The organism is Haloactinospora alba (assembly GCF_006717075.1).
GTDB classification, from domain to species: domain Bacteria; phylum Actinomycetota; class Actinomycetes; order Streptosporangiales; family Streptosporangiaceae; genus Haloactinospora; species Haloactinospora alba.
On record NZ_VFQC01000001.1, the window covers coordinates 3,398,715 to 3,418,156 of the forward strand.

Sequence of the window (19,442 nt, forward strand, 5' to 3'; positions counted from 1 at the left end):
CGCGTGTGCGAACAGCGTTGGCCGGGGCGGTTCCCAGCCCCAACATCTGGAACAGTCCCGACGTCTACGAGGTGGAGAACACCGCGGCGGACCCGGACGGGGTCATCGACGCGGCCATGGCCGGTATCCGCGACCCGGGCGGGACCGAGTTCCTGGACATCGGTTGCGGCTCGGGGTTCCACCTGCCGAGGTTCGCCGCCACGGCGCGGCGGGTCACCGGGGTCGAGCCGCACGCCCGCCTCGCGGCCGCGGCCCGGCGGCGCACCGCCGACCGGCCCAACGTCACGGTGCGCGACGGGGTCGCCCAACGCCTGCCGGTGGCGGACTCCTCGGTGGAGGTGGCCCACGCGCGGTGGGCGTACTTCTTCGGCAGGGGCTGCGAACCGGGTCTGGCGGAGCTGCGGCGGGTGATGCGGCGCGGCGGTGTCGCCTTCGTCATCGACAACGACGCGACCCGCAGCACGGTCGGCGAGTGGTTCCAGCGCTCCCTGCCGTCCTACGACCCGGAGGCCGTACTGCGGTTCTGGACCGCCGCGGGGTTCAACCGCGAGCCGCTGCTGATCCGGTGGCGGTTCGCGCGGCGCCGTGACTTCGAGGCCGTGGTGCGGATCGAGTTCCCGCCGGCTCTGGCGGACGAGATCGTCGCCACCCACCCCGGTCTGGAGGTGGACTACGCGGTGAACCTGTGGTGGCGGGAGTACTGAGCCGGGCGGGGTGTCGGGCCGGTCGGGTTCAGGGACCGGGCTCCCGACGCCCGGAGCGGGTGGCGGTGCGGCACCGCGCTCACACGGAGTGGAACATGAGGAGCCCGGCGGTCTGGCCCAGCTCGACCGTGGAGGTACGCACGCCGGTGGACGTGTCGGCCTCGCAGGTGATGCCGGTCTCTCCGGGGCTGACCAGCTCGTACTCGGACATGTCGCACAGCACGCCTCGGGAGTCGGTGTGCCACCGGTAGCCCGCCTCGACGGCCTCGCGGGACAGCGGGATCCGGTCCGCCTCGTACTCGTAGTTGAAGAAGGTCTCCCCGCCCTCGATGTCCACCGTGTACTCGACGTCCTTCCCGCCGTAGGTGACGTCGCAGGTGATGGTCTCGTCGATGCTGCCGTCGGTCTCGTCGCACTTCGCCGTGGAGTCGGGGTCGTGCTTCATCCCGTACTCGTTGGTGTAGTGGAGCACCTCCCACTGGATCTTCTCCGTCACGGGCGCGGACTCGCCCGGTTCGGCGGGGAAGTCGGTGTCGTCGAACTCCGGCATGCTGGCGGGGATCTCGCCTGTGCGGTAGTCGGTGCTGGAGGACTCGTCGGTGCTGCTGTCGTCGCTCCCGCTGTCCTGCGAGCTGCTGTCCTCCGAGGAGTCGTCGCTGTCGGGTTTCTCGGGCGGCGGGCCCAGCGGACCGGGGAGCAGGCCACATCCTCCCAGGGTGACGATGGCTCCGGCGGAGGCCAGGCTGAGAAGCACATTGCGGAAGGTACTGTTCTCCGAGCGCACGGGGGTTCCTCATTCATGTCACGGGATGCGTGTCTGTGGGCCTCCCGCATCGGGGGATGCCGCAGCCGCGGACGCGCCGAACGCGGCTTCGTTGACTCTGACCCGTGCCATGTCCGTTTGGTTCCGGTACAGCCGAAAATGCCGCTCCCACCCGTGCCAGGTCACAGGACCGGACCCCGCCGGTGGTGACACCCCGGCGCGGCCCGGCCCGCCGGGGTGTCACGTCAGGACTCCCGAACCCCTGGGGCGCGGCTCTCGGAACCCCGCCCCAGGTCCGCGTCAGGGAAGCGGAGCGGTGGCACCGGTCCCGAGCGTCTCGAGAACGGAGGATGCGGTCTCCTCCATCCCCAGCTCGTTCGGGTGGATGGGGGCGGCCGGTTTGTCCGGGAATATGCCCTCCACCCAGCGGTCCGAGGAGTCCGCGCACATGTCGTGTCCGCGTTCGAACACGTCGACGTAGGACATCCCGGCTTCCTCGGCCTCGGCCTCCAGCGCCGCGTTGAGGTCGCTCTGGACGCTGTCGAGGTAACCGACGTCGCCCTCCGCGAACGGAACCCGGGGCCAGCACCCCTCGTCCTCGGGCAGCAGTTGCAGGTAGCCGACCACCGCCACCGTAGCCTCGGGACTGCGTTCCCGGATCCCGCTCAACACCTCGGCCACCTCGTCGCCGGTCCGCGCGATCCGGTCGGCGAGTTCGTCGCCCCCGCCGTCGGTGTAGTACTCCTGACACGGTGCCCCGTGGGGGTCGGTCCCGCTCAGCGCGGCGCATTTCAGGGAGACGTCGCCGAAACCGAAGTCGTTTCCGCCGATCCCGACGGTCACCAGGGTGGTGTCCTCGGTGAGCGCGTCGAACTGGGGCGGGTTCTCCGTTCCCAGTCCCAGGTCCTGGGGTTCGGTCATGCCCTCGGTGGTGGCCCCCGCGCAGCTCACGTCAACGAACGTCTCGGCCCCGACCCTGTCGGCGACGAGGCTGGGGTAGTTGCTCTGCGAACGCAGGCACAGCGCGGGGTCCCCCTCGTGCGGGACGATGAACGGTCCGGAGGTGAACGAGTCGCCGAGGGCCACGTAGCGGTGCCCCAGATCCTGGGAGGCGGACGCGGGCGGGGCGGCGGCGAGAGCCATGGCCGCGGTTCCCGTCACGGTGACGGCGGCCACGGAGAAGCGGAGAGGAAGACGGTACCGGGGGTTGGGGGAAGACTCCAGGACGTGCTGTGTCACGGGCACGTGACCCTCCTCATGTGGGGGATTGCTACTGCGAATCTGACCGGTGGGAACACGGCCCTAACCGCCGTGGCCACATCCGGCCACCACGTTGTGTTCATTGACAATCACAAAAAGTAACCTATCGGGGTGCGGGACGCTACCCGTGCGCCGTCGTGGCGCGAAACGGCACCGCCACCCGTTAGCGTGCTGACATGGCTAAGGGCGCGAAAACGACGTTCCGCTGCTCCGAGTGCGGCTGGACCACGCTGAGGTGGGTGGGACGCTGCGGGGAGTGTCAGGCGTGGGGAACCGTCGAGGAGGAGACCGCCGCCCCCACCTCCACGGTGACCTCCCCGGCTCCGGTGGCGACGGCCGCCCAGCCCATCACCGAGATCAACGTGGAAAGCGCGCACGCGGTACCGACCGGCCTCTCGGAACTCGACCGGGTGCTCGGTGGGGGCCTGGTCGGCGGCGGGGTGATCCTGTTCGCCGGCGAGCCCGGCGTGGGCAAGTCCACCCTGCTGCTGGAGACGGCGGCGCTGTGCGCGGACGCGGGTCCGGTGCTGTACGTCACCGGTGAGGAGTCCACGGGTCAGGTGCGCCTGCGCGCGGAACGGCTCGGCGCGCTCGCGCCCAAGCTGTACCTCGCGGCGGAGAACTCGGTCGCGCCGCTGGTCAGCCACGTCGACGCGGTCAACCCGGGGGTTCTGATCGTCGACTCGGTACAGACCATGACCTCACCGGAGGTCACCGGGGTGCCGGGCGGGGTGACACAGGTCCGGGAGGTGGCCGGGGCGTTGATCCGGCTCGCCAAGGAGCGCGGCATCACCGTGGTCCTGGTGGGACACGTCACCAAGGACGGCTCCATCGCCGGCCCGCGTCTGTTGGAGCACCTGGTGGACGTGGTTCTCCAGTTCGAGGGGGACCGCTACTCCCAGCTGCGGATGCTGCGGGCGGCGAAGAACCGTTACGGCCCCACCGACGAGATCGGGTGCTTCGAACTGTCCGACTCCGGGATCACGGGGCTGGCCGACCCGAGCGGGCTGTTCCTCACCCGCCGCGCGGAGCCGGTGCCGGGAACGTGCGTCACGGTGACGCTGGAGGGGCGCCGCCCCCTCATCGCGGAGGTCCAGGCGCTGGTGGCCTCCTCCTACCTTCCCCAGCCCCGCCGCGCCACGTCGGGACTGGACTCCTCCCGGGTGAACATGGTGATGGCGGTGCTGGAGCGCCGGGCGAACGTGCGCATCTCCAACGCCGACGTGTACGCCTCGACGGTGGGCGGCGTCCGGTTGAGCGAACCGTCGGTGGACCTGGCGCTGGCGCTGGCGGTCACCGGGTCGGTGCGGGACGTCGCGGTGCCGCGGGACATGGTCGCCATCGGCGAGGTCGGACTCGCCGGGGACGTACGGGCGGTGCACGGCATCTCGCGGCGGTTGAGCGAGGCGCAGCGGCTGGGGTTCACCCGCGCTGTCGTTCCCGCGAACAGCGAGGTGGAGGTGGAGGGCCTCGAGGTCGTCGGGGTGGACGACCTCGGTGCGGCGCTGCGCGCGGCCCTCCCACCCGATCCGCGTTGAGCCGTGGTCAGTTCAGCCGGAACACCTGCCCTTCGGCGCCCGTGTCGTAGTCGCTGTGCAGGCTGAGGACGTACGTTCCGGGGCGCTCCGCCGACATGTCCTTGTCCGGGCAGTCCTTCCAGGAGCGCTTCCGGTCCCACGCCACCGTCTCGGTGTGCGGCACCCCCCGGCTGAGCTGCACCTTGTCGCTGCCGTTGCCACTGACGCAGTCAGCCGTGGAGAAGATCCGGTCGTCGCCGGAGGTGACGCGCAGCTCCATGTTCGTGGGCCCCACGTCCACGGTGCACGTCTGGTCGGCCGTGTTCACCACCGACAGCTCGAACTCGGGCTTGCCGTCGGCGGCGTAGTCGCTCTTGTCGGTCTCCAGCGTGGTGACGACGTCGGCGGGGCGGCACGGGTCGCCGGCGTTCTCCGGGGCGGGTACGGAATCCCCGTCACCGGAGTCCTCCTCGCCGGACTTCCCCTCGTCCGAGGAGTCGCCGGAACCGCCGGAGCCCTCGGACTCCTCGGACTTCCCGGAGTCGTCGGAGTCCTCGGAGTCCTTGGAGCCGTCCCCGTCGGAGGAGTCACCGTCGCCGCTCCCGTCGCCGTCCGCGTCCCCACCGGAACCGGCGTCCGACGCGTCGTCGGCGGGCGACGAGGGTGGGATACTGGCACCCGACGGGGATTCGGACGAGTCGTCTGAGGAGGTCGTGTTCGCCGCTTGCTCCGTGTCGGACGAGGAGGACCCGATGCACCCGTAGGCGACGAGCGCCACCACGGCAAGGACTCCCGTCAGCACGAAGAAGCGCCGCTTCCAATACGTTCCGGGGCTCACCGGTCCCGGATGTCCAGCACTTGACGCCATAGTCGCAGTATCCCGGGTTTACCGGCTCTGCACCTACCCAACCCGCCGATTTCTCCTACGATTGCGCATGATCGACAATCCTTACACCACAGCGGTTCTCGCGTGGTACGACGTCAACGCCCGCGACCTTCCCTGGCGCCACCCGGACGCCACCCCCTGGTCCATCCTGGTCAGTGAGGTGATGCTGCAGCAGACCCCGGTGGTGCGGGTGCTGCCCGCCTGGCGGGAGTGGATGAAGCGCTGGCCCGCCCCCGCGGACCTGGCGGCCGAACCGTCCGGGGAGGCGGTGCGGATGTGGCACCGGTTGGGCTATCCGCGGCGCGCGTTGAACCTGCACGCTTGTGCCACGGCGATCGTGGAACGCCACGGCGGTGAGGTCCCCGACGACCACTCCGAGCTGTTGGCGCTTCCCGGGGTGGGCGCCTACACCGCGGCGGCCGTGGCCAGCTTCGCCTTCGGGCAGCGCCACGCCGTCCTGGACACCAACGTCCGGCGGGTGCTGGCCCGCGCGCACACCGGTGTCCAGTACCCGCCCAAGACCCAGAGCAAAAGCGAGACGCGACTGGCCGAGTCACTGCTGCCCTCCGACGCCGAGACCGCCGTCCGCTGGGGTGTGGCGGTCATGGAGTTGGGGGCGCTGGTGTGCACGGCCCGCTCCCCCGCCTGCGCCGACTGTCCGATCGCCGACAAGTGCGCCTGGCGGCTGGCGGGCAAACCCGCCCATGACGGCCCGCCGCGGCGGGCGCAGACCTACGCGGGAACCGACCGGCAGGTCCGCGGGAAGCTGATGGCGGTGTTGCGCGCGGCCAGCGGTCCGGTGCCGAAGTCGGAGCTGGACGCCGTGTGGGATGACCAGGTGCAGCGCGAGCGGGCGCTGGACGCGCTGGTCTCCGACGGACTCGTGGACCCGTTGGACAGCGGGGAGTACGCGCTGCCGGGGTGACTCCCGCGCGGCGGCGCGCGGAGCGCGGTCGGACGTGAGAAGGGGCGGACCCCACGGGGCCCGCCCCTTCTCACGTGTCACGGCTCGCAGCCGGTACGGCCGCTACTCGCTCCTGTCACTGGCCGTGGTCTCGACCTCGGGTGTGTCCGGCACCGACTCGGGCTTGGGCACCCCGCTGAAGGTGAAGGTGGCGTCCGCCCCCTCCCCTTCGGCGTCGACCACGATGATCTGTCCGGGCTTGACGTCGCCGAACAGGATCTTCTCGGAGAGCTGGTCCTCGATCTCGCGCTGGATCGTCCGACGCAGCGGCCGGGCGCCCAGCACGGGGTCGTAACCGCGCGAGGCCAGCACCTGTTTCGCTGCGGGGCGCAGCTCCAGGTCCATGTCGCGGTCCTTGAGGCGCGCGTCGAGCTGGCTCACCATGAGGTCGACGATGCTGATGATCTCGTTCTCGGTGAGCTGGTGGAACACGATGACGTCGTCCACACGGTTGAGGAACTCCGGCCGGAAGTTCTGCTTCAACTCCTCGTTGACCCGGGCCTTCATCCGCTCGTAGTTGGTCTCGGCGTCGTCGTCCTTGGCGAAGCCCATGGACACGCTCTTGGAGATGTCCCGGGTGCCGAGGTTCGTCGTCATGATGATGACGGTGTTCTTGAAGTCGACGTTGCGCCCCTGGGCGTCCGTGAGGCGGCCTTCCTCGAGCACCTGCAGCAGCGAGTTGAAGATGTCCTGGTGCGCCTTCTCGATCTCGTCGAACAGCACCACGGAGAACGGCTTGCGGCGCACCTTCTCGGTGAGCTGACCGCCCTCCTCGTATCCGACGTAGCCGGGGGGCGAACCGAACAGCCGGGACACGGTGTGCTTCTCCATGAACTCGCTCATGTCGAGCTGGATCAGCGACTCCTCGTCCTCGAACAGGAACTCCGCCAGCGTCTTGGACAGCTCGGTCTTGCCCACACCGGACGGGCCGGCGAAGATGAACGAACCGCCGGGACGCTTGGGGTCCTTCAACCCGGCACGGGTGCGCCGGATCGCCTGGGAGAGCGCCTTGATGGCGTCCTCCTGGCCGACGACCCGCTTGTGCAGCTCCTCCTCCATGTGGAGCAGGCGGGAACTCTCCTCCTCGGTGAGCTTGAAGACGGGGATACCGGTGGAGTTCGCGAGGACCTCGGCGACGAGCTCCTCGTTGACCTCAGCGACAGAGTCCATGTCGCTGGCCTTCCACTCCTTCTCCCGCTCCGCCTTCTTTTCCAGCAGCTGCTTCTCGTCGTCCCGCCGCGATGCGGCCTTCTCGAAGTCCTGGCCGTCAATGGCGGACTCTTTGTCCTTGCGCACCTCGGCGATCTTGTCGTCGTACTCGCGCAGGTCCGGAGGTGCGGTCATGCGGCGGATGCGCATGCGCGAACCGGCCTCGTCGATCAGGTCGATCGCCTTGTCCGGCAGGAAGCGGTCGCTGATGTAGCGGTCGGCGAGCTGCCCGGCAGCCGCGAGCGCGCTGTCGGTGATGGAGACCCGGTGGTGCGCCTCGTACCGGTCGCGCAGCCCCTTCAGGATCTCGACCGTGTGCGAGATGGAGGGCTCGTCGACCTGGATGGGCTGGAACCGGCGCTCCAGCGCCGCGTCCTTCTCCAGGTGCTTGCGGTACTCGTCCACCGTGGTGGCACCGATGGTCTGCAGCTCACCGCGGGCCAGCATCGGCTTGAGGATGGAGGCGGCGTCTATGGCACCTTCCGCCGCCCCGGCCCCGACCAGGGTGTGCAGCTCGTCGATGAACAGGATGATGTCGCCGCGGGTCTTGATCTCCTTGAGCACCTTCTTCAGGCGCTCCTCGAAGTCACCCCGGTAGCGGCTTCCGGCAACCAGCGCACCCAGGTCCAGGGTGTAGAGCTGCTTGTCCTTCAGGCTCTCGGGAACCTCACCCTTGGTGATCTTCTGGGCGAGCCCCTCGACCACGGCGGTCTTACCGACGCCGGGTTCGCCGATGAGCACCGGGTTGTTCTTGGTACGGCGCGACAGCACCTGCATCACGCGCTCGATCTCCTGGTCCCGGCCGATGACCGGGTCGAGGTTGCTCTCACGCGATGCCTGGGTCAGGTTGCGGCCGAACTGGTCCAGGACCAGCGATGTGGACGGCGTGGACTCCGAAGACGCACCGGTGGCCTGGGGCTCCTTGCCCTGGTACCCGTGGAGCAACTGGATGACCTGCTGCCGCACGCGGTTGAGGTCGGCGCCGAGCTTGACCAGGACCTGCGCAGCCACACCCTCACCTTCACGGATGAGGCCGAGCAGGATGTGCTCCGTACCGATGTAGTTGTGCCCAAGCTGGAGAGCTTCCCTGAGGGACAGCTCCAGAACCTTCTTCGCGCGCGGAGTAAAGGGGATGTGACCGGAGGGGGCCTGCTGACCCTGGCCGATGATCTCCTCTACCTGCTGCCGAACCGCTTCGAGGCTGATTCCCAGGCTCTCCAGAGCCTTCGCAGCGACGCCCTCACCCTCGTGGATGAGGCCGAGCAGGATGTGCTCCGTACCGATGTAGTTGTGGTTGAGCATCCTGGCCTCTTCCTGGGCCAGGACCACCACGCGCCGTGCGCGGTCGGTAAACCTCTCGAACATGTCTCGTCGCTCCTCACAGAGCGGTCAGGCAGGGACGGAAGTTCCGACCCTCGCTTTCCGCATTTCGACCCCACAGGGAGAAAGCCCCCGGAGGGCACTGCCGCACCCGTCCACCGGACCGGCCGTTGCCCGGACCGGTCCGACGAACACATCCCACACGGAGGATGTCCTCAACTCTCCGTGCAAAAGACTTTCCCCGACGATAGGGCGTTCACCCTCATCCAACTACCAATCGGGCCTGCACTGTTCCAAGTAAGCCGCAAGCGAACGGCCCGCGGCCCTCCGCTTACGAAGGGCACGCGGGCCGTGGGCACGTATCCCGTTGGTTGTGTGCTCTCAGCGAACGCGGCGCGGGGTGGCTGCCCGACCGGGTGGGCTCCGAGCGATCGCTCAGTTGCCGCGCTGGGCCGCCTCGTACTCGGCAACGATGGAGGCCGGGATGCGGCCGCGCTCGTTGACCTTCTTGCCGGCGGCCTTCGCCCACGCCCGGATCTCGGCGCTGCGCTCCCGACTGGGAGTGTTGCGCTGCTGGCGCTTGCCGCGCGTCTGCTTCTGCTGAGCCTTACGGGCGACCTCGACGTAGGGCGCCAGCGCCTCCCGCAGCTTGGAGGCGTGCTCGCCGCTGAGGTCGATTTCGTAGGAGGTCCCGTCGACACCGAACGAAACGGTCTCTTCGGCCTCTCCGCCGTCGAGGTCGTCAACGAGAAACACTTGGACCTTTTGAGCCATAGATACAAACCTTTCAGCAGAGCGGTGCGACGACACCTAAATATAAAGGTATCGACAGATAACGCGAATGACAATTCTTCGCGTGTAAAATCAGCGGATCCATACCGCAGCTCTGACCGACGAAAAGCTCGACACACATCCGACGCGGCTCTCCGCACGCTGTTCACGGAAGAGCCGGCGCCGCACGGAACACCTGCGCCATTCCCTTGTGTTGCCGGTTAGCGGCCAGCGGTATCGGGGCCGTTCCCGCGGCCTTCCGCAGAACCGTCCTCGTCGCTGTTCGCCCCATCTTCCCGCGCGGCGCCGCCGCCCGAGGATGCTGTCGCGGTACCGGCGCCCTCGGAAACCGAACTCCTGTCCGTGTTCCTCACCAGACGCCCGTCCGACGTTCTCGGCGCCATCTCCCTACGAAGCAGCTTGATGATGAACGTACAGAAGACCGCAGCGACAACAGCAGGGGGGATCAGCGCCGACAAAACATCTCCCATCGAACGCGCACCCCTTCGTTGTTGTTACTTTATGCAGCAATTACCCCACGGAGGGACGAGGCGAACAGCGCCCGTCTTCCGCTGCCGGTTTCGGCATATGCGGAAGCGGACGCTGACATCATAAACATCTCGGCATCCGCCTCGCACATCCGAGCGGAGTTTCCCGCACCACCCAAACGCCCCCAACAGCCCTCGGTAGCGTCCGTGTTAACTACCGGGCCACACAAGCGAATCACGAAGAGCGACGCGTTGCCGCCATAACGCGGATTCGTTCTCCGGACGCCGCTTCAGATGTCCGCTACCCGCACCGGGTCCGTTGAGAACGTGCCGTGAGTTATCGATGCAATGCACACATTACCTTCCCGCATGTGGGGGTTCCACATGGGACGGGGCAACAGCCGAACGGGACACGCCACGAACGCATCCTTCCCACACGGGGCGTGGTAAACGTCCCCGCGCCGCACGTTCCCCTTCCGTTCCGGCGACCGCGGGGAAACATTGGCGAAGCGCCGCGGAGTTCCGCACTGACCCGCATTCGGGCGCCGCGCGCAAAGCGGCGACGGCACGGCGGCAGCGTCTCCTCCGCGCTGCCTGTGTACGCGCTGTGACCTGCGAACTGTCGGTGATTTCCCTCACCCGGGACCCGAAGTCGGAGAAGAGCCAAAACGCCACAACGGCGCGGGCGTTGTGCCTACCGCGGGAAAACGTCCGTAACGATCCGGGCACGCCTTCCATGGTCACGCGCAGTTCCGCATTCCACACCCGCGCTCCCCGGGACGGCGCACAAATCCGTAACGGCCAATACGGAATACGGGCCCCACGAACGGAGTTCACCGCGCACCAGCGCTTCCGATCGTGCTGCTGCACGTGCACGCGCAGATTCGTGCTGCCCGACTTCGTTCGTACCACCCGGGGCATCGGCCCCGCGCTAACGTCCGGAGCGTTGCGATACTACTCAACAGTAACCGCAGGGTGAATTCCCACGGCGCCGGGGAAACAGAACAGGTTGGCAAGGTCGGTTGCCGCCGTGTCGCATTCTTTCCAGAAGAACGGGATGTTCGATACCGCCCTATACGTCCGGCATCACGGTGGCTGCCGCGGCACTGCCCGAACAACGCGCGGCCTCGTCCGCGGGCTCCGAGTGCCGAAAGCGTGTCCCGCGCCACCCCACCGTCAGCGCGGATTCCACCCCCCATCCGGTGATGGGACGGAACGGTACCGCCACCGCCGCGGAACGCCCACGGCGCGTCCATCCCAGAAAGGCCACACACGTTCGCAGAACGCACACAGCGTCCCTGACGCGGGACTCCCTCTCTTCCCCCCTAGGGGCACGCGCACCGGGGAACCTCGGCTTCGGAAATCGAAAGGCTCCCCACCCGTTGGGGATTCGTGTTCTCCAGCCGGAGGCCGAAAACGCCGCTGGGCGTCTCACGAGACCCCGCCCTTGCGGATACCTCGCTCCCGGAGCCGCCTACGGATCCAGGTACGCCAGCATCCGGGTATTGCCCAGAGTGTTGGGTTTGACGCGCTCCAGGTCCAGGAATTCGGCCACGCCCTCGTCGAAGGAACGCAGCAGTTCCTCGTACACGCGCGGCGAGACGGGAGTTCCCGGGATGGGGGCGAAACCGTGTTTGGCGAAGAACTCGGTCTCGAAGGTCAGACAGAAGACGCGCCGCACGCCGAGCTGTTTCGCCTGGGCGAGGAGACCCGCGACAATCCGGTGTCCGATTCCGTACCCCTGGACGGAGGGGTCGACGGCGACGGTACGGACCTCGGCGAGGTCCTCCCAGAGGACGTGCAGCGCCCCGCACCCGACGACGGCGCGCTGCTGCCCGTCGTCGAAGTCGGCGACCCAGAATTCCTGGATGTCCTCGTAGAGATTGACCGTGCTCTTGGCGAGCACACGCCGCTCGTGGGTGAACGTGTCCATGAGCTGGCGGATGCGGGCGACATCCGGGGTCCGCGCACGGCGGATCGTGACCTGGCCATCGGGCATGACCGCTTCAGCCTACTCTGCTGCCCGGCGTGTTCCCAACACGAGTCCTGCCCCGCCGGGCGCCCTGGTCGGCGTAGTTCGGCGCGGTTCCACCCGGGCCTCCCTTCCCGGGCGGAACAGCCGATCCACGCTGTTTCCTAGATCAACTGTTCACGGGCAGCCCACACGACTGCCTCGATCGACGTGTTGACTCCCAGGTGGTCGCAGATCGCGCGGAGCCTGCGCCGCAGCGTGCGGGTGCTGAGCTCCAGATGGCGCGCGGCGACGTCGGTCGTCACGCCGGTGGCGATCTCGGCCAGAAGCTGGAGGTCGTCGTCAGCCAGTCCTTCCTGTAGGTGCTGCACGTCATCGTGTGCCGGTGCTGGGGCCGGCACGAGCGGCTCGTGTAACGACGGAACATCCGAATCGTGCACGGTATGACGTACGAGCGTGGCCTGTTCCACTCCGTCCTCCCTCATCCATTGGTGAGTGCGGAACATCTACTCGCCGCCGCAGTGACCTCGGTCAGGCAGAGGCCGGAACCTCTCGAGGCGTGCGTGGGTACTTCCCCGACGCGGTTTACGACACCGAACGCACCCGTTCTCCTGGCACAGGAACGGTGGCGTGACGGGGCCGTACACCGCGGACCCGGTCGCATACGGCCTGGGACGGACAGGCCGCGAGAGCGCACACGGCAGAGGACGGCGGAACCGGCACACTCGTGTTCGCCCATCCTCACTCACCGTTGACAGATCCACTACAGCGAACAGCGGAATCTCCGCTCGTTTCGAAACGCTAAGCCGCGCCGAAAAAAGCGTCAAGGACACATAAAACGCATTTCGTGTCCGTGGTGTGATCCTGTGTGACCCTCCTGTGGCGGACCACAGGAACCACCCGAGGTGACCTGCGGGAACAGCACGCTGTGCGTAACCGGCGAAGCGCGCTATGCGCTCGAAAGGTATTCCAACAGTGACGGTTCAGACAGTTACGGACACCCCGGTTGCCACTGGGGGCGTTTTTCAGTAGTCCGCAACCCGCCGGGCGGCCGTCATTCCGGCTTCACGAGCGGGAACAGCACTGTTTCCCGGATGTTCTTCCCGGTCAGCCCCATGAGCAGCCGGTCGATACCGACTCCGACACCCCCCGTGGGAGGCATGCCGTACTCCAGCGCCCGCAGGAAGTCCTCGTCCAGCTGCATCGCCTCGGGATCGCCGCCGGCGGCTTTCAGGGACTGTTCGGTGAGCCTGCGGCGCTGCTCCACCGGGTCCACCAGTTCGGAGTAGCCGGTGCCCAGTTCCATGCCGAAACCGATGAGGTCCCACTTCTCGGTCAGCAGCGGGTCCTCGCGGTGCTGGCGGGTCAGCGGGCTCGTCTCCACCGGGAAGTCCCGAACGAACGTCGGCTGGATCAGGGTCGGTTCCACCAGCTCCTCGAACAGGTGCTCCACCAGCTTGCCCTGGCCCCACTCCGGGTCGTGGGCGAGCGCCTTCCCCTCGGCGATCCGGCGGACCTTCTCCACCGGGGTGCGCGGGGTGATCTCCTCACCCACCGCGGCCGACACGGCCCCGTACAGCGTCACCGAGGGCCAGTCCCCCGCCAGGTCGATCTCCTGGCCGTCGCGTTCCACCACCAGGCCGCCGAACGCGGCGCGCACCGCCTCCTGGATCAGCTCCCGGGTGATGTCGGCCACCACGTTGTAGTCCGCGTAGGCCTGGTAGAACTCCAGCATCGTGAACTCGGGGTTGTGCGTGGAGTCCGCCCCCTCGTTGCGGAAGTTGCGGTTGATCTCGAAGACCTTGCCCATGTCGCCCACGATGAGCCGCTTCAGGAACAGCTCGGGGGCGATACGCAGGTACAGGCCGAGGTCGTAGGCGTTGATGTGCGTGGTGAACGGCCGCGCGGTGGCGCCGCCGTGCACCTGCTGCAGCATCGGGGTCTCCACCTCGAGGAACTCGCGGTCGGTCAGCCCGGCGCGCAGCGCGCGCACCGCCTCGGAACGGGTGCGCACCATGTCGCGCGCTTCCGGGTTGACGATGAGGTCCACGTAGCGCTGGCGCACCCGCGCCTCGGGGTCGGTCAGTCCCTTGTGCTTCTCCGGCAGCGGACGCAGGCACTTGGCGGTGAGTTTCCACTCGTCCACCAGCACGGAGAGCTCACCGCGGCGCGAGGTCACCACCTCGCCCTGGACACCCACGTGGTCGCCCAGGTCCACGTCGCTCTTCCACGCGGCCAGTGCCTCCTCGCCCAGCCGGTCCAACGACATCATGACCTGGATGTCGCCGGACTCGTCGCGCAGGGAGGCGAAGCACAGTTTCCCGCCGGTGCGGTACAGCATGACCCGGCCGGCGATCCCGACGCGCTCGCCCGTGCCCGTGTCCGGGGGAAGGTCGGTGTGTTTCTCCCGGATGGCGGTGATGTCCGTGGTGCGCGGGAAGTCGACGGGGAACGGGTCCACCCCGCTGTCCCGCAGCCGGTCCAGCTTCTCCCGCCGCACACGCATCTGCTCGGGCAGGTCGTCGTAGGAGTCGTCCAGCACGTCAGTCACGGGATCCGATCGTATCCGGAAACGAGGAGCGGAGAAGACAGGGTGGCCGTTCTCCCTCCCGCCACGGGTGCGGGAGGCCCCGCCCGAGGACCGCCGCACCTGACCACAGTTACGGCCATAACTGGCTCCCCGAAGGTGATCCGGCGCAACCGGCCCCAGGGGAATCCCAGCCCCCCATCTTCCCTCTCATCGGCCACCTCCTGGCCAAATATGCCGGCCCGTTCCTCGACCTCCTCACCCAACCCAGCTATGTACTCCCAGGGCGAGCATCGGGGGCAACTCTTGGGGCGCCCCCGCTGGAGATGCGCGCCGCTGGAACTAGCGCGGAAAATGTCTCCACGTCATCGTCAGCTTTCGCGTAGCCCGGAGAAGCTCTCCCAGCGGCGTTCAAACAATGGCAGGCCCGCTCGACCAGAGTTTCCATAAACGCTGTGAGCAGACCCTGAGCCGCTGGGAGGGGTTTGGTTGAATCTGGGCCATGACTGGAGCAGCAACGGGATCTCACCGCGGCCGCGGTAGACGAGGAGGGACAGGAGCATGATGAACGAGTTCGGGCGGATGGCGATGGATCACTGGCGGGTGGGCCGCCCCAAGAGCTTCGCTCAGATTCCGCCTCAGGAGCGGCAGGAGTTCTTCGCCGATCTGGGACGGCGGGCCCAGGAGGAGATGGAGAGCCTGTGGATGAGGCTGGCGGGCGACGACCCTCCGGGCGAGACCGGCCAGCAGAAGGAGCAGCGGTTGAACATGGCCCGGATGCAGGCTCGGGAGAAGGTGCTGGCGGAGATGATCCTGCTGGAGGAGGATCCGGCGATGTTCGAGCCGGACGAGCCGACGTGGCAGGACGTGGAAGAGACGGCGCAAGAGGAGGCGGATCAGGAGCCGGTGGATTCGGTGGCGGAGTGGATCGCTCAGGAGGATCCCGAGGGGGAGGGTCCCAGCGATCGGCAGGCGTGGATGGCGTGGTACGACCGCCGCAACCAGGAGCAGTAGAGCAACAGCGGTTCCGCCCCGGTTCGCAGGAGGATTTGGCCCAGTCGGGAGAGCGCCGGCGTGTGCAGGCCAACATCGCCGCGATCCAAACGCTGCGGTTGTTGCAACAGCAGCAGCGCCCGGCCAGCGCGCAGGAGCAGCAAGCTCTGGCCCGCTGGTCGGGGTGCAGGGCGGTTCCGGCCGTGTTCGACGCCAGCGACACACGGCTCGCTGCCGAACGGACCGAGGGCGACATCCAGATGTCCGGCAGCGCGACGACCGCGCGGTGGCTGTTCGCCAACGGACTGCTCGACGAGCTGCGGCTCCTCGTCCACCCGATCGTCGTCGGCCGCGGCCAGCGACTGTTCGAGAACTCCCCGACCCAGCCGCTGAAGCTGGTCAGCTCCGAGACGTTCGCGACCGGGGTCCTCAACCTCGCCTACACTCCGGAGGCCGCGGACACCGCCTGACCGGCTCCCGCGAAACGCCGCCGCGGTAGAGGGCCCGCTGCCGCGGCGGTCTCCCGCACCGGGCCCCGCGTCCACGCGGCCGCCACCATCGGCGGCTCTCCCGCGTCGCCATCCCCACGGGACAACGCCCGGGACTTACCCCACGTTGCGTTGGTACACCAGCCGCAGTCCCGTGAGGGTGAGCCACGGTTCGTGCGCGTCCACGGTCTCGCACTCGTCCACCACCATGGGGGCGAGGTCGCCGGTCGCCACCACCGTGACCGCGTCGGCGCCGCTCTTGGCGCCCGCGCGCTCGCCGAGCTCGGCCGCCATCCGGTCCACGATGCCGTCCACCTGGCCCGCGAACCCGAACACGATGCCGGAGCGCAGCGCTTCGGCGGTGTTCTTGGCGACGACACCGCGCGGTTTGGTGAGCTCGACCATGTGCAGCTGGGCGCCGTGCCGGGAGAGGGCCTCCACAGAGATGTCGATCCCGGGTGAGATCGACCCGCCGACGTACTCCCCCTGGGCGCTGATGGCGTCGAACATGGTCGCGGTGCCGAAGTCCACCACCACGCACGGGCCGCCGTACAGCCGCACGGCGGCCAGCGCGTTGATGATGCGGTCGCTGCCGACCTCCTTGGGGTTGTCCATCCGGATCGGCACCCCGGTCTTCACGCCCGGTTCGACGATGACGGAGTGCACGTCGCCGAAGTACCGCCGGAACATGTCCCGCATCTCGTGCTGCACCGAGGGCACCGAGCAGCACATGGCGATCCCGCTGATCGCGCCTTCCCCGGCCGGGCTGCGTTCCGCCAGCAGCCCGCGCAGCAGCACCGCCCACTCGTCGGCGGTGCGGCGTGGTTCGGTGGAGACCCGCCAGTTCTCCACCAGCGTCTCACCGTGGAAGAGCCCGAAGACGGTGTAGGAGTTGCCGACGTCGATAGCGAGGAGCATGAGTTCCTTTACCCTGGTCGGTCCGGAGGTCACGAGGCCGTGCGGAGGTCGAGCGCGATGTCGAGTGCCGGGCTGGAGTGGGTCAGCGCGCCCACCGCGAGATAGTCCACCCCGGTGGCGGCCACGTCCGCCGCGTCGGGAAGCGTGAGCCCGCCGCTGGACTCCAGCCGCGCCCGCCCGGCGACGAGCGCGACGGCCTCCCGCAGCTGGGCCGCGGTGAAGTTGTCCAGCAGGATCTCGTCGGCGCCGGCCGCCAGCGCGGGCTCGATCTGGTCGAGGTGGTCCACCTCGACCTCCAGTCCGGTGCCGGGGAACGTCTCCCGCACGGCGCGTACCGCCGCGGCGACGCCGCCGGCCGCGGCGACGTGGTTGTCCTTGATCAGTGCCGCGTCGGCCAGCCCGAAGCGGTGGTTCACCCCGCCGCCGCAGCGCACCGCGTACTTCTCCAGGGCGCGCAGCCCGGGCCGGGTTTTGCGGCTGTCGCGGATGCCCGCGCCGGTTCCGGCGACGGCGTCCACCCAGTTCCGGGTCGCGGTGGCGATGCCGGAGAGGGTGGTGAGCAGGTTCAGCGCGGTGCGTTCGGCGGTGAGGAGGTCGCGGGTGCGGGCGGTCGCGGTCAGCAGCACCTCGCCCGGTTTGACGCGTTCGCCGTCGACGGTGTGGCGTTCCACCCGGACGACGCCCTCGGTCACGATCCACAGCGCCAGTTCCGCCAGTGGCAGTCCGGCGACGACCCCGCTGGCCCGGGCGACGATGTCGGCGGTGCGGGTCTGGGTGTCGGGGATGGTGGCCACGGTGGTGACGTCCCGTTGGGGGCCGCCGGTGAGGTCCTCGGCGAGCGCCCGCCGGACGGTGTCCGTGTGGTACTCGTGCGGGGCCTGGTGCGGGTGCAGCAGGTCCGGGCGGTCGTGCGGCTGTCGGCTGCCGGTCAGCGGCATGGCGACGGCGTCCAGTTCGGACCGCAGCGCGGGCGGGAGTGCGACCCGCACCGGCGGGTGCTCCCCGGTGACCTCGCCGCTGGCGGTGAGCCGCAGGGTGGAGGGGCGGGCGCGCAGTCGCGGGTCCGCCTCGGGGAAGTCGGCGCGCTGGTGCGCTCCCCTGCTCTCCTCCCGGATGAGGGCGGCGTGGGTGATCATGGCGGCGACCGTCGCCAGGTTGGTGGCCTCCCACGCCTCCGGGCCGGGGGCGGTGCCGTCGCTGTCGCCCACCAGGCCGGCGAGGGACTCGCGGGCGCTGCGCAGCCCGTTCCCGTCCCGGAGCACGCCGACCCGGCCGGACATCAGCGCGCGCAGCTCGGGGACGGTGTCCGGGGAGACCAGGCCGGAGCGGCCGCGGGGCGGGGTCTCGGTCGCGGGCGGCGGGGTGTCGTGGGCGAGGGTGTCGGCGATGCGGTCCGCGAACACCACCCCTTCCACCAGGGAGTTGGAGGCCAGCCGGTTGGCGCCGTGCACCCCGGTGCGGGCCGCCTCGCCGACGGCGAAGAGGCCGCTCAGACTAGTGCGGCCGGAGGTGTCCACGGCGACGCCGCCGGCGGAGTAGTGGGCGGCCGGGGCCACCGGGACGGGGTCGGTGACGGGGTCGATGCCGTGGGCGCGGCACGACTTCAGGATGGTGGGGAACCGGTGCCGCCACTTCCGCTCCCCGAAGCTGCGGCCGTCCAGCAGTACGTGGTCGTCTCCCGTGGCGGCCATGGAGCGGGCGATGGTCGCCGCGACGATGTCGCGCGGGGCGAGGTCGCCGAGTTCGTGTACCCCTTCCATGAGGGGGTTTCCGGCGGTATCGGTGAGGACGGCCCCCTCTCCGCGTACGGCCTCGGAGACGAGCGGCTGCTGCCCTCGGGAGCCCTCCCCCAGCCACAGCACGGTGGGGTGGAACTGCACGAACTCCAGGTCCCGCAGCCGCGCGCCCGCGCGTGCGGCCAGGGCGAGGCCGTCCCCGGTGGACACGGCCGGGTTGGTGGTGGCGGAGTACACCTGGCCGGTGCCGCCGGTGGCCAGCACCACGGCACGCGCCCGCACCGCTCCGACCTCGCTGCCGGGATCGGCGTCTGCTGTGTGCAGGGTCACACCGCAGACGGCCGCACCGCCGTCGGCCGTCTCGCCGGTGCGGGCGTCGAGCGCGAGGGCGTTCTCCAGCACGCGGATGCGGGGTTGGGCGCGCACGGCCGCGGTCAGGGCGCGCTGGATCTCGGCGCCGGTGGCGTCCCCGCCGGCGTGGGCGACGCGGTGCGCCCGGTGGCCGCCTTCCCGGGTGAGTTCCAGCTCGCCCTCAGGGGTGCGGTCGAAGGCGGCTCCGGCCTCGACGAGACCGCGCAGCGCGTCGGGGCCCTCGGTCGCCAGGATGTGCACGGCGAGCGGGTCGCACATGCCGGCGCCCGCCAGCACGGTGTCCTGCATGTGGGCGACGGGGTGGTCGTCGGCCACGGTCGCGGCGGCGATCCCGCCCTGGGCCCACCGGGTGGACCCGTTGGCGAGCCGGTCCTTGGTGAGGAGCACGACCGTGCCGTCGGGGACGCGCCGGACGTATCCCAGGGCGGTGCTCAGTCCGGCGATTCCGGAGCCGACGACGACCACGTCGGCGTCGGTGCTCCAGCTGGGTTCGGGGGCGGACAGCCGTAGCGGAAGCGCGTGCGGGAGGGCGGGCACCGTACTCGTGCTCCTCG

16 protein-coding genes are annotated in these 19,442 nt (G+C 69.1%); 5 read left to right on the forward strand and 11 right to left on the reverse strand.

Translation table 11 applies throughout. The features are described 5' to 3' along the window. The first annotated feature begins 5 nt into the window (after positions 1 to 5). Complete coding sequence (locus FHX37_RS15330) at positions 6 to 704, forward strand: class I SAM-dependent methyltransferase (protein ID WP_211351842.1); 699 nt, start codon at positions 6 to 8, stop codon at positions 702 to 704. 79 nt (positions 705 to 783) lie between these two features. Here FHX37_RS15330 and FHX37_RS15335 read toward each other — a convergent pair whose 3' ends face one another. Next, the gene (locus tag FHX37_RS15335) at positions 784 to 1,488 is read right to left on the reverse strand and encodes a hypothetical protein (protein WP_141924545.1); all 705 of its coding nucleotides are present in this window, start codon (positions 1,486 to 1,488) and stop codon (positions 784 to 786) included. A gap of 279 nt (positions 1,489 to 1,767) precedes the next feature. After that, positions 1,768 to 2,712, reverse strand: a complete 945-nt coding sequence (locus FHX37_RS15340) for an SGNH/GDSL hydrolase family protein (RefSeq protein ID WP_246062304.1) — start codon at positions 2,710 to 2,712, stop codon at positions 1,768 to 1,770. 191 nt (positions 2,713 to 2,903) lie between these two features. Between FHX37_RS15340 and radA the strand changes: the two genes are divergently transcribed. Further along, the gene (radA, locus tag FHX37_RS15345; protein WP_141924546.1) at positions 2,904 to 4,265 is read left to right on the forward strand and encodes a DNA repair protein RadA; all 1,362 of its coding nucleotides are present in this window, start codon (positions 2,904 to 2,906) and stop codon (positions 4,263 to 4,265) included. A 7-nt stretch (positions 4,266 to 4,272) separates the two neighbouring features. On the opposite strand, the gene FHX37_RS15350 is transcribed toward radA, so the two are convergent. Then, a complete protein-coding gene (locus FHX37_RS15350; RefSeq protein WP_246062305.1) occupies positions 4,273 to 5,112 on the reverse strand; it encodes a hypothetical protein in 840 nt (279 codons plus the stop codon). Between the two features lie 67 nt (positions 5,113 to 5,179). On the opposite strand from FHX37_RS15350, the gene FHX37_RS15355 reads away from it, so the two are divergent. After that, positions 5,180 to 6,055: an HhH-GPD family protein gene (locus FHX37_RS15355; RefSeq protein WP_141924547.1), complete on the forward strand. Its 876-nt coding sequence runs from the start codon at positions 5,180 to 5,182 to the stop codon at positions 6,053 to 6,055. Between the two features lie 102 nt (positions 6,056 to 6,157). On the opposite strand, the gene FHX37_RS15360 is transcribed toward FHX37_RS15355, so the two are convergent. From FHX37_RS15360 to lysX, 6 genes are all read right to left on the reverse strand, one after another. Then, the gene (locus tag FHX37_RS15360) at positions 6,158 to 8,668 is read right to left on the reverse strand and encodes an ATP-dependent Clp protease ATP-binding subunit (RefSeq protein ID WP_141924548.1); all 2,511 of its coding nucleotides are present in this window, start codon (positions 8,666 to 8,668) and stop codon (positions 6,158 to 6,160) included. A gap of 390 nt (positions 8,669 to 9,058) precedes the next feature. Further along, complete coding sequence (locus FHX37_RS15365) at positions 9,059 to 9,397, reverse strand: histone-like nucleoid-structuring protein Lsr2 (RefSeq protein ID WP_141924549.1); 339 nt, start codon at positions 9,395 to 9,397, stop codon at positions 9,059 to 9,061. Positions 9,398 to 9,615: 218 nt separating this feature from the next. Then, positions 9,616 to 9,885, reverse strand: coding sequence for a hypothetical protein (locus FHX37_RS23660; protein ID WP_141924550.1), 270 nt, complete (start codon positions 9,883 to 9,885; stop codon positions 9,616 to 9,618). A 1,471-nt stretch (positions 9,886 to 11,356) separates the two neighbouring features. Beyond that, positions 11,357 to 11,881: an amino-acid N-acetyltransferase gene (locus FHX37_RS15375; protein ID WP_141924551.1), complete on the reverse strand. Its 525-nt coding sequence runs from the start codon at positions 11,879 to 11,881 to the stop codon at positions 11,357 to 11,359. A 137-nt stretch (positions 11,882 to 12,018) separates the two neighbouring features. Further along, positions 12,019 to 12,339 (reverse strand): LuxR family transcriptional regulator, encoded by a 321-nt coding sequence (locus FHX37_RS15380; RefSeq protein WP_246062306.1) that lies wholly within the window; start codon positions 12,337 to 12,339, stop codon positions 12,019 to 12,021. Positions 12,340 to 12,908: 569 nt separating this feature from the next. Then, positions 12,909 to 14,405, reverse strand: a complete 1,497-nt coding sequence (gene lysX, locus FHX37_RS15385; protein ID WP_141924552.1) for a bifunctional lysylphosphatidylglycerol synthetase/lysine--tRNA ligase LysX — start codon at positions 14,403 to 14,405, stop codon at positions 12,909 to 12,911. Positions 14,406 to 14,942: 537 nt separating this feature from the next. On the opposite strand from lysX, the gene FHX37_RS15390 reads away from it, so the two are divergent. Then, on the forward strand, positions 14,943 to 15,395 hold the full coding sequence (locus tag FHX37_RS15390; protein ID WP_141924553.1) for a hypothetical protein: 453 nt from the start codon (positions 14,943 to 14,945) through the stop codon (positions 15,393 to 15,395). A 35-nt stretch (positions 15,396 to 15,430) separates the two neighbouring features. Then, the gene (locus FHX37_RS23665) at positions 15,431 to 15,844 is read left to right on the forward strand and encodes a dihydrofolate reductase family protein (RefSeq protein ID WP_246062307.1); all 414 of its coding nucleotides are present in this window, start codon (positions 15,431 to 15,433) and stop codon (positions 15,842 to 15,844) included. A 135-nt stretch (positions 15,845 to 15,979) separates the two neighbouring features. On the opposite strand, the gene FHX37_RS15400 is transcribed toward FHX37_RS23665, so the two are convergent. Both FHX37_RS15400 and FHX37_RS15405 read right to left on the reverse strand, forming a co-directional pair. Beyond that, entirely contained in the window at positions 15,980 to 16,780 is an 801-nt protein-coding gene (locus FHX37_RS15400; RefSeq protein WP_141924554.1) for a type III pantothenate kinase, read from the reverse strand. A gap of 29 nt (positions 16,781 to 16,809) precedes the next feature. After that, positions 16,810 to 19,425, reverse strand: a complete 2,616-nt coding sequence (locus tag FHX37_RS15405; RefSeq protein ID WP_246062308.1) for an L-aspartate oxidase — start codon at positions 19,423 to 19,425, stop codon at positions 16,810 to 16,812. Between the last annotated feature and the right edge of the window lie 17 nt (positions 19,426 to 19,442).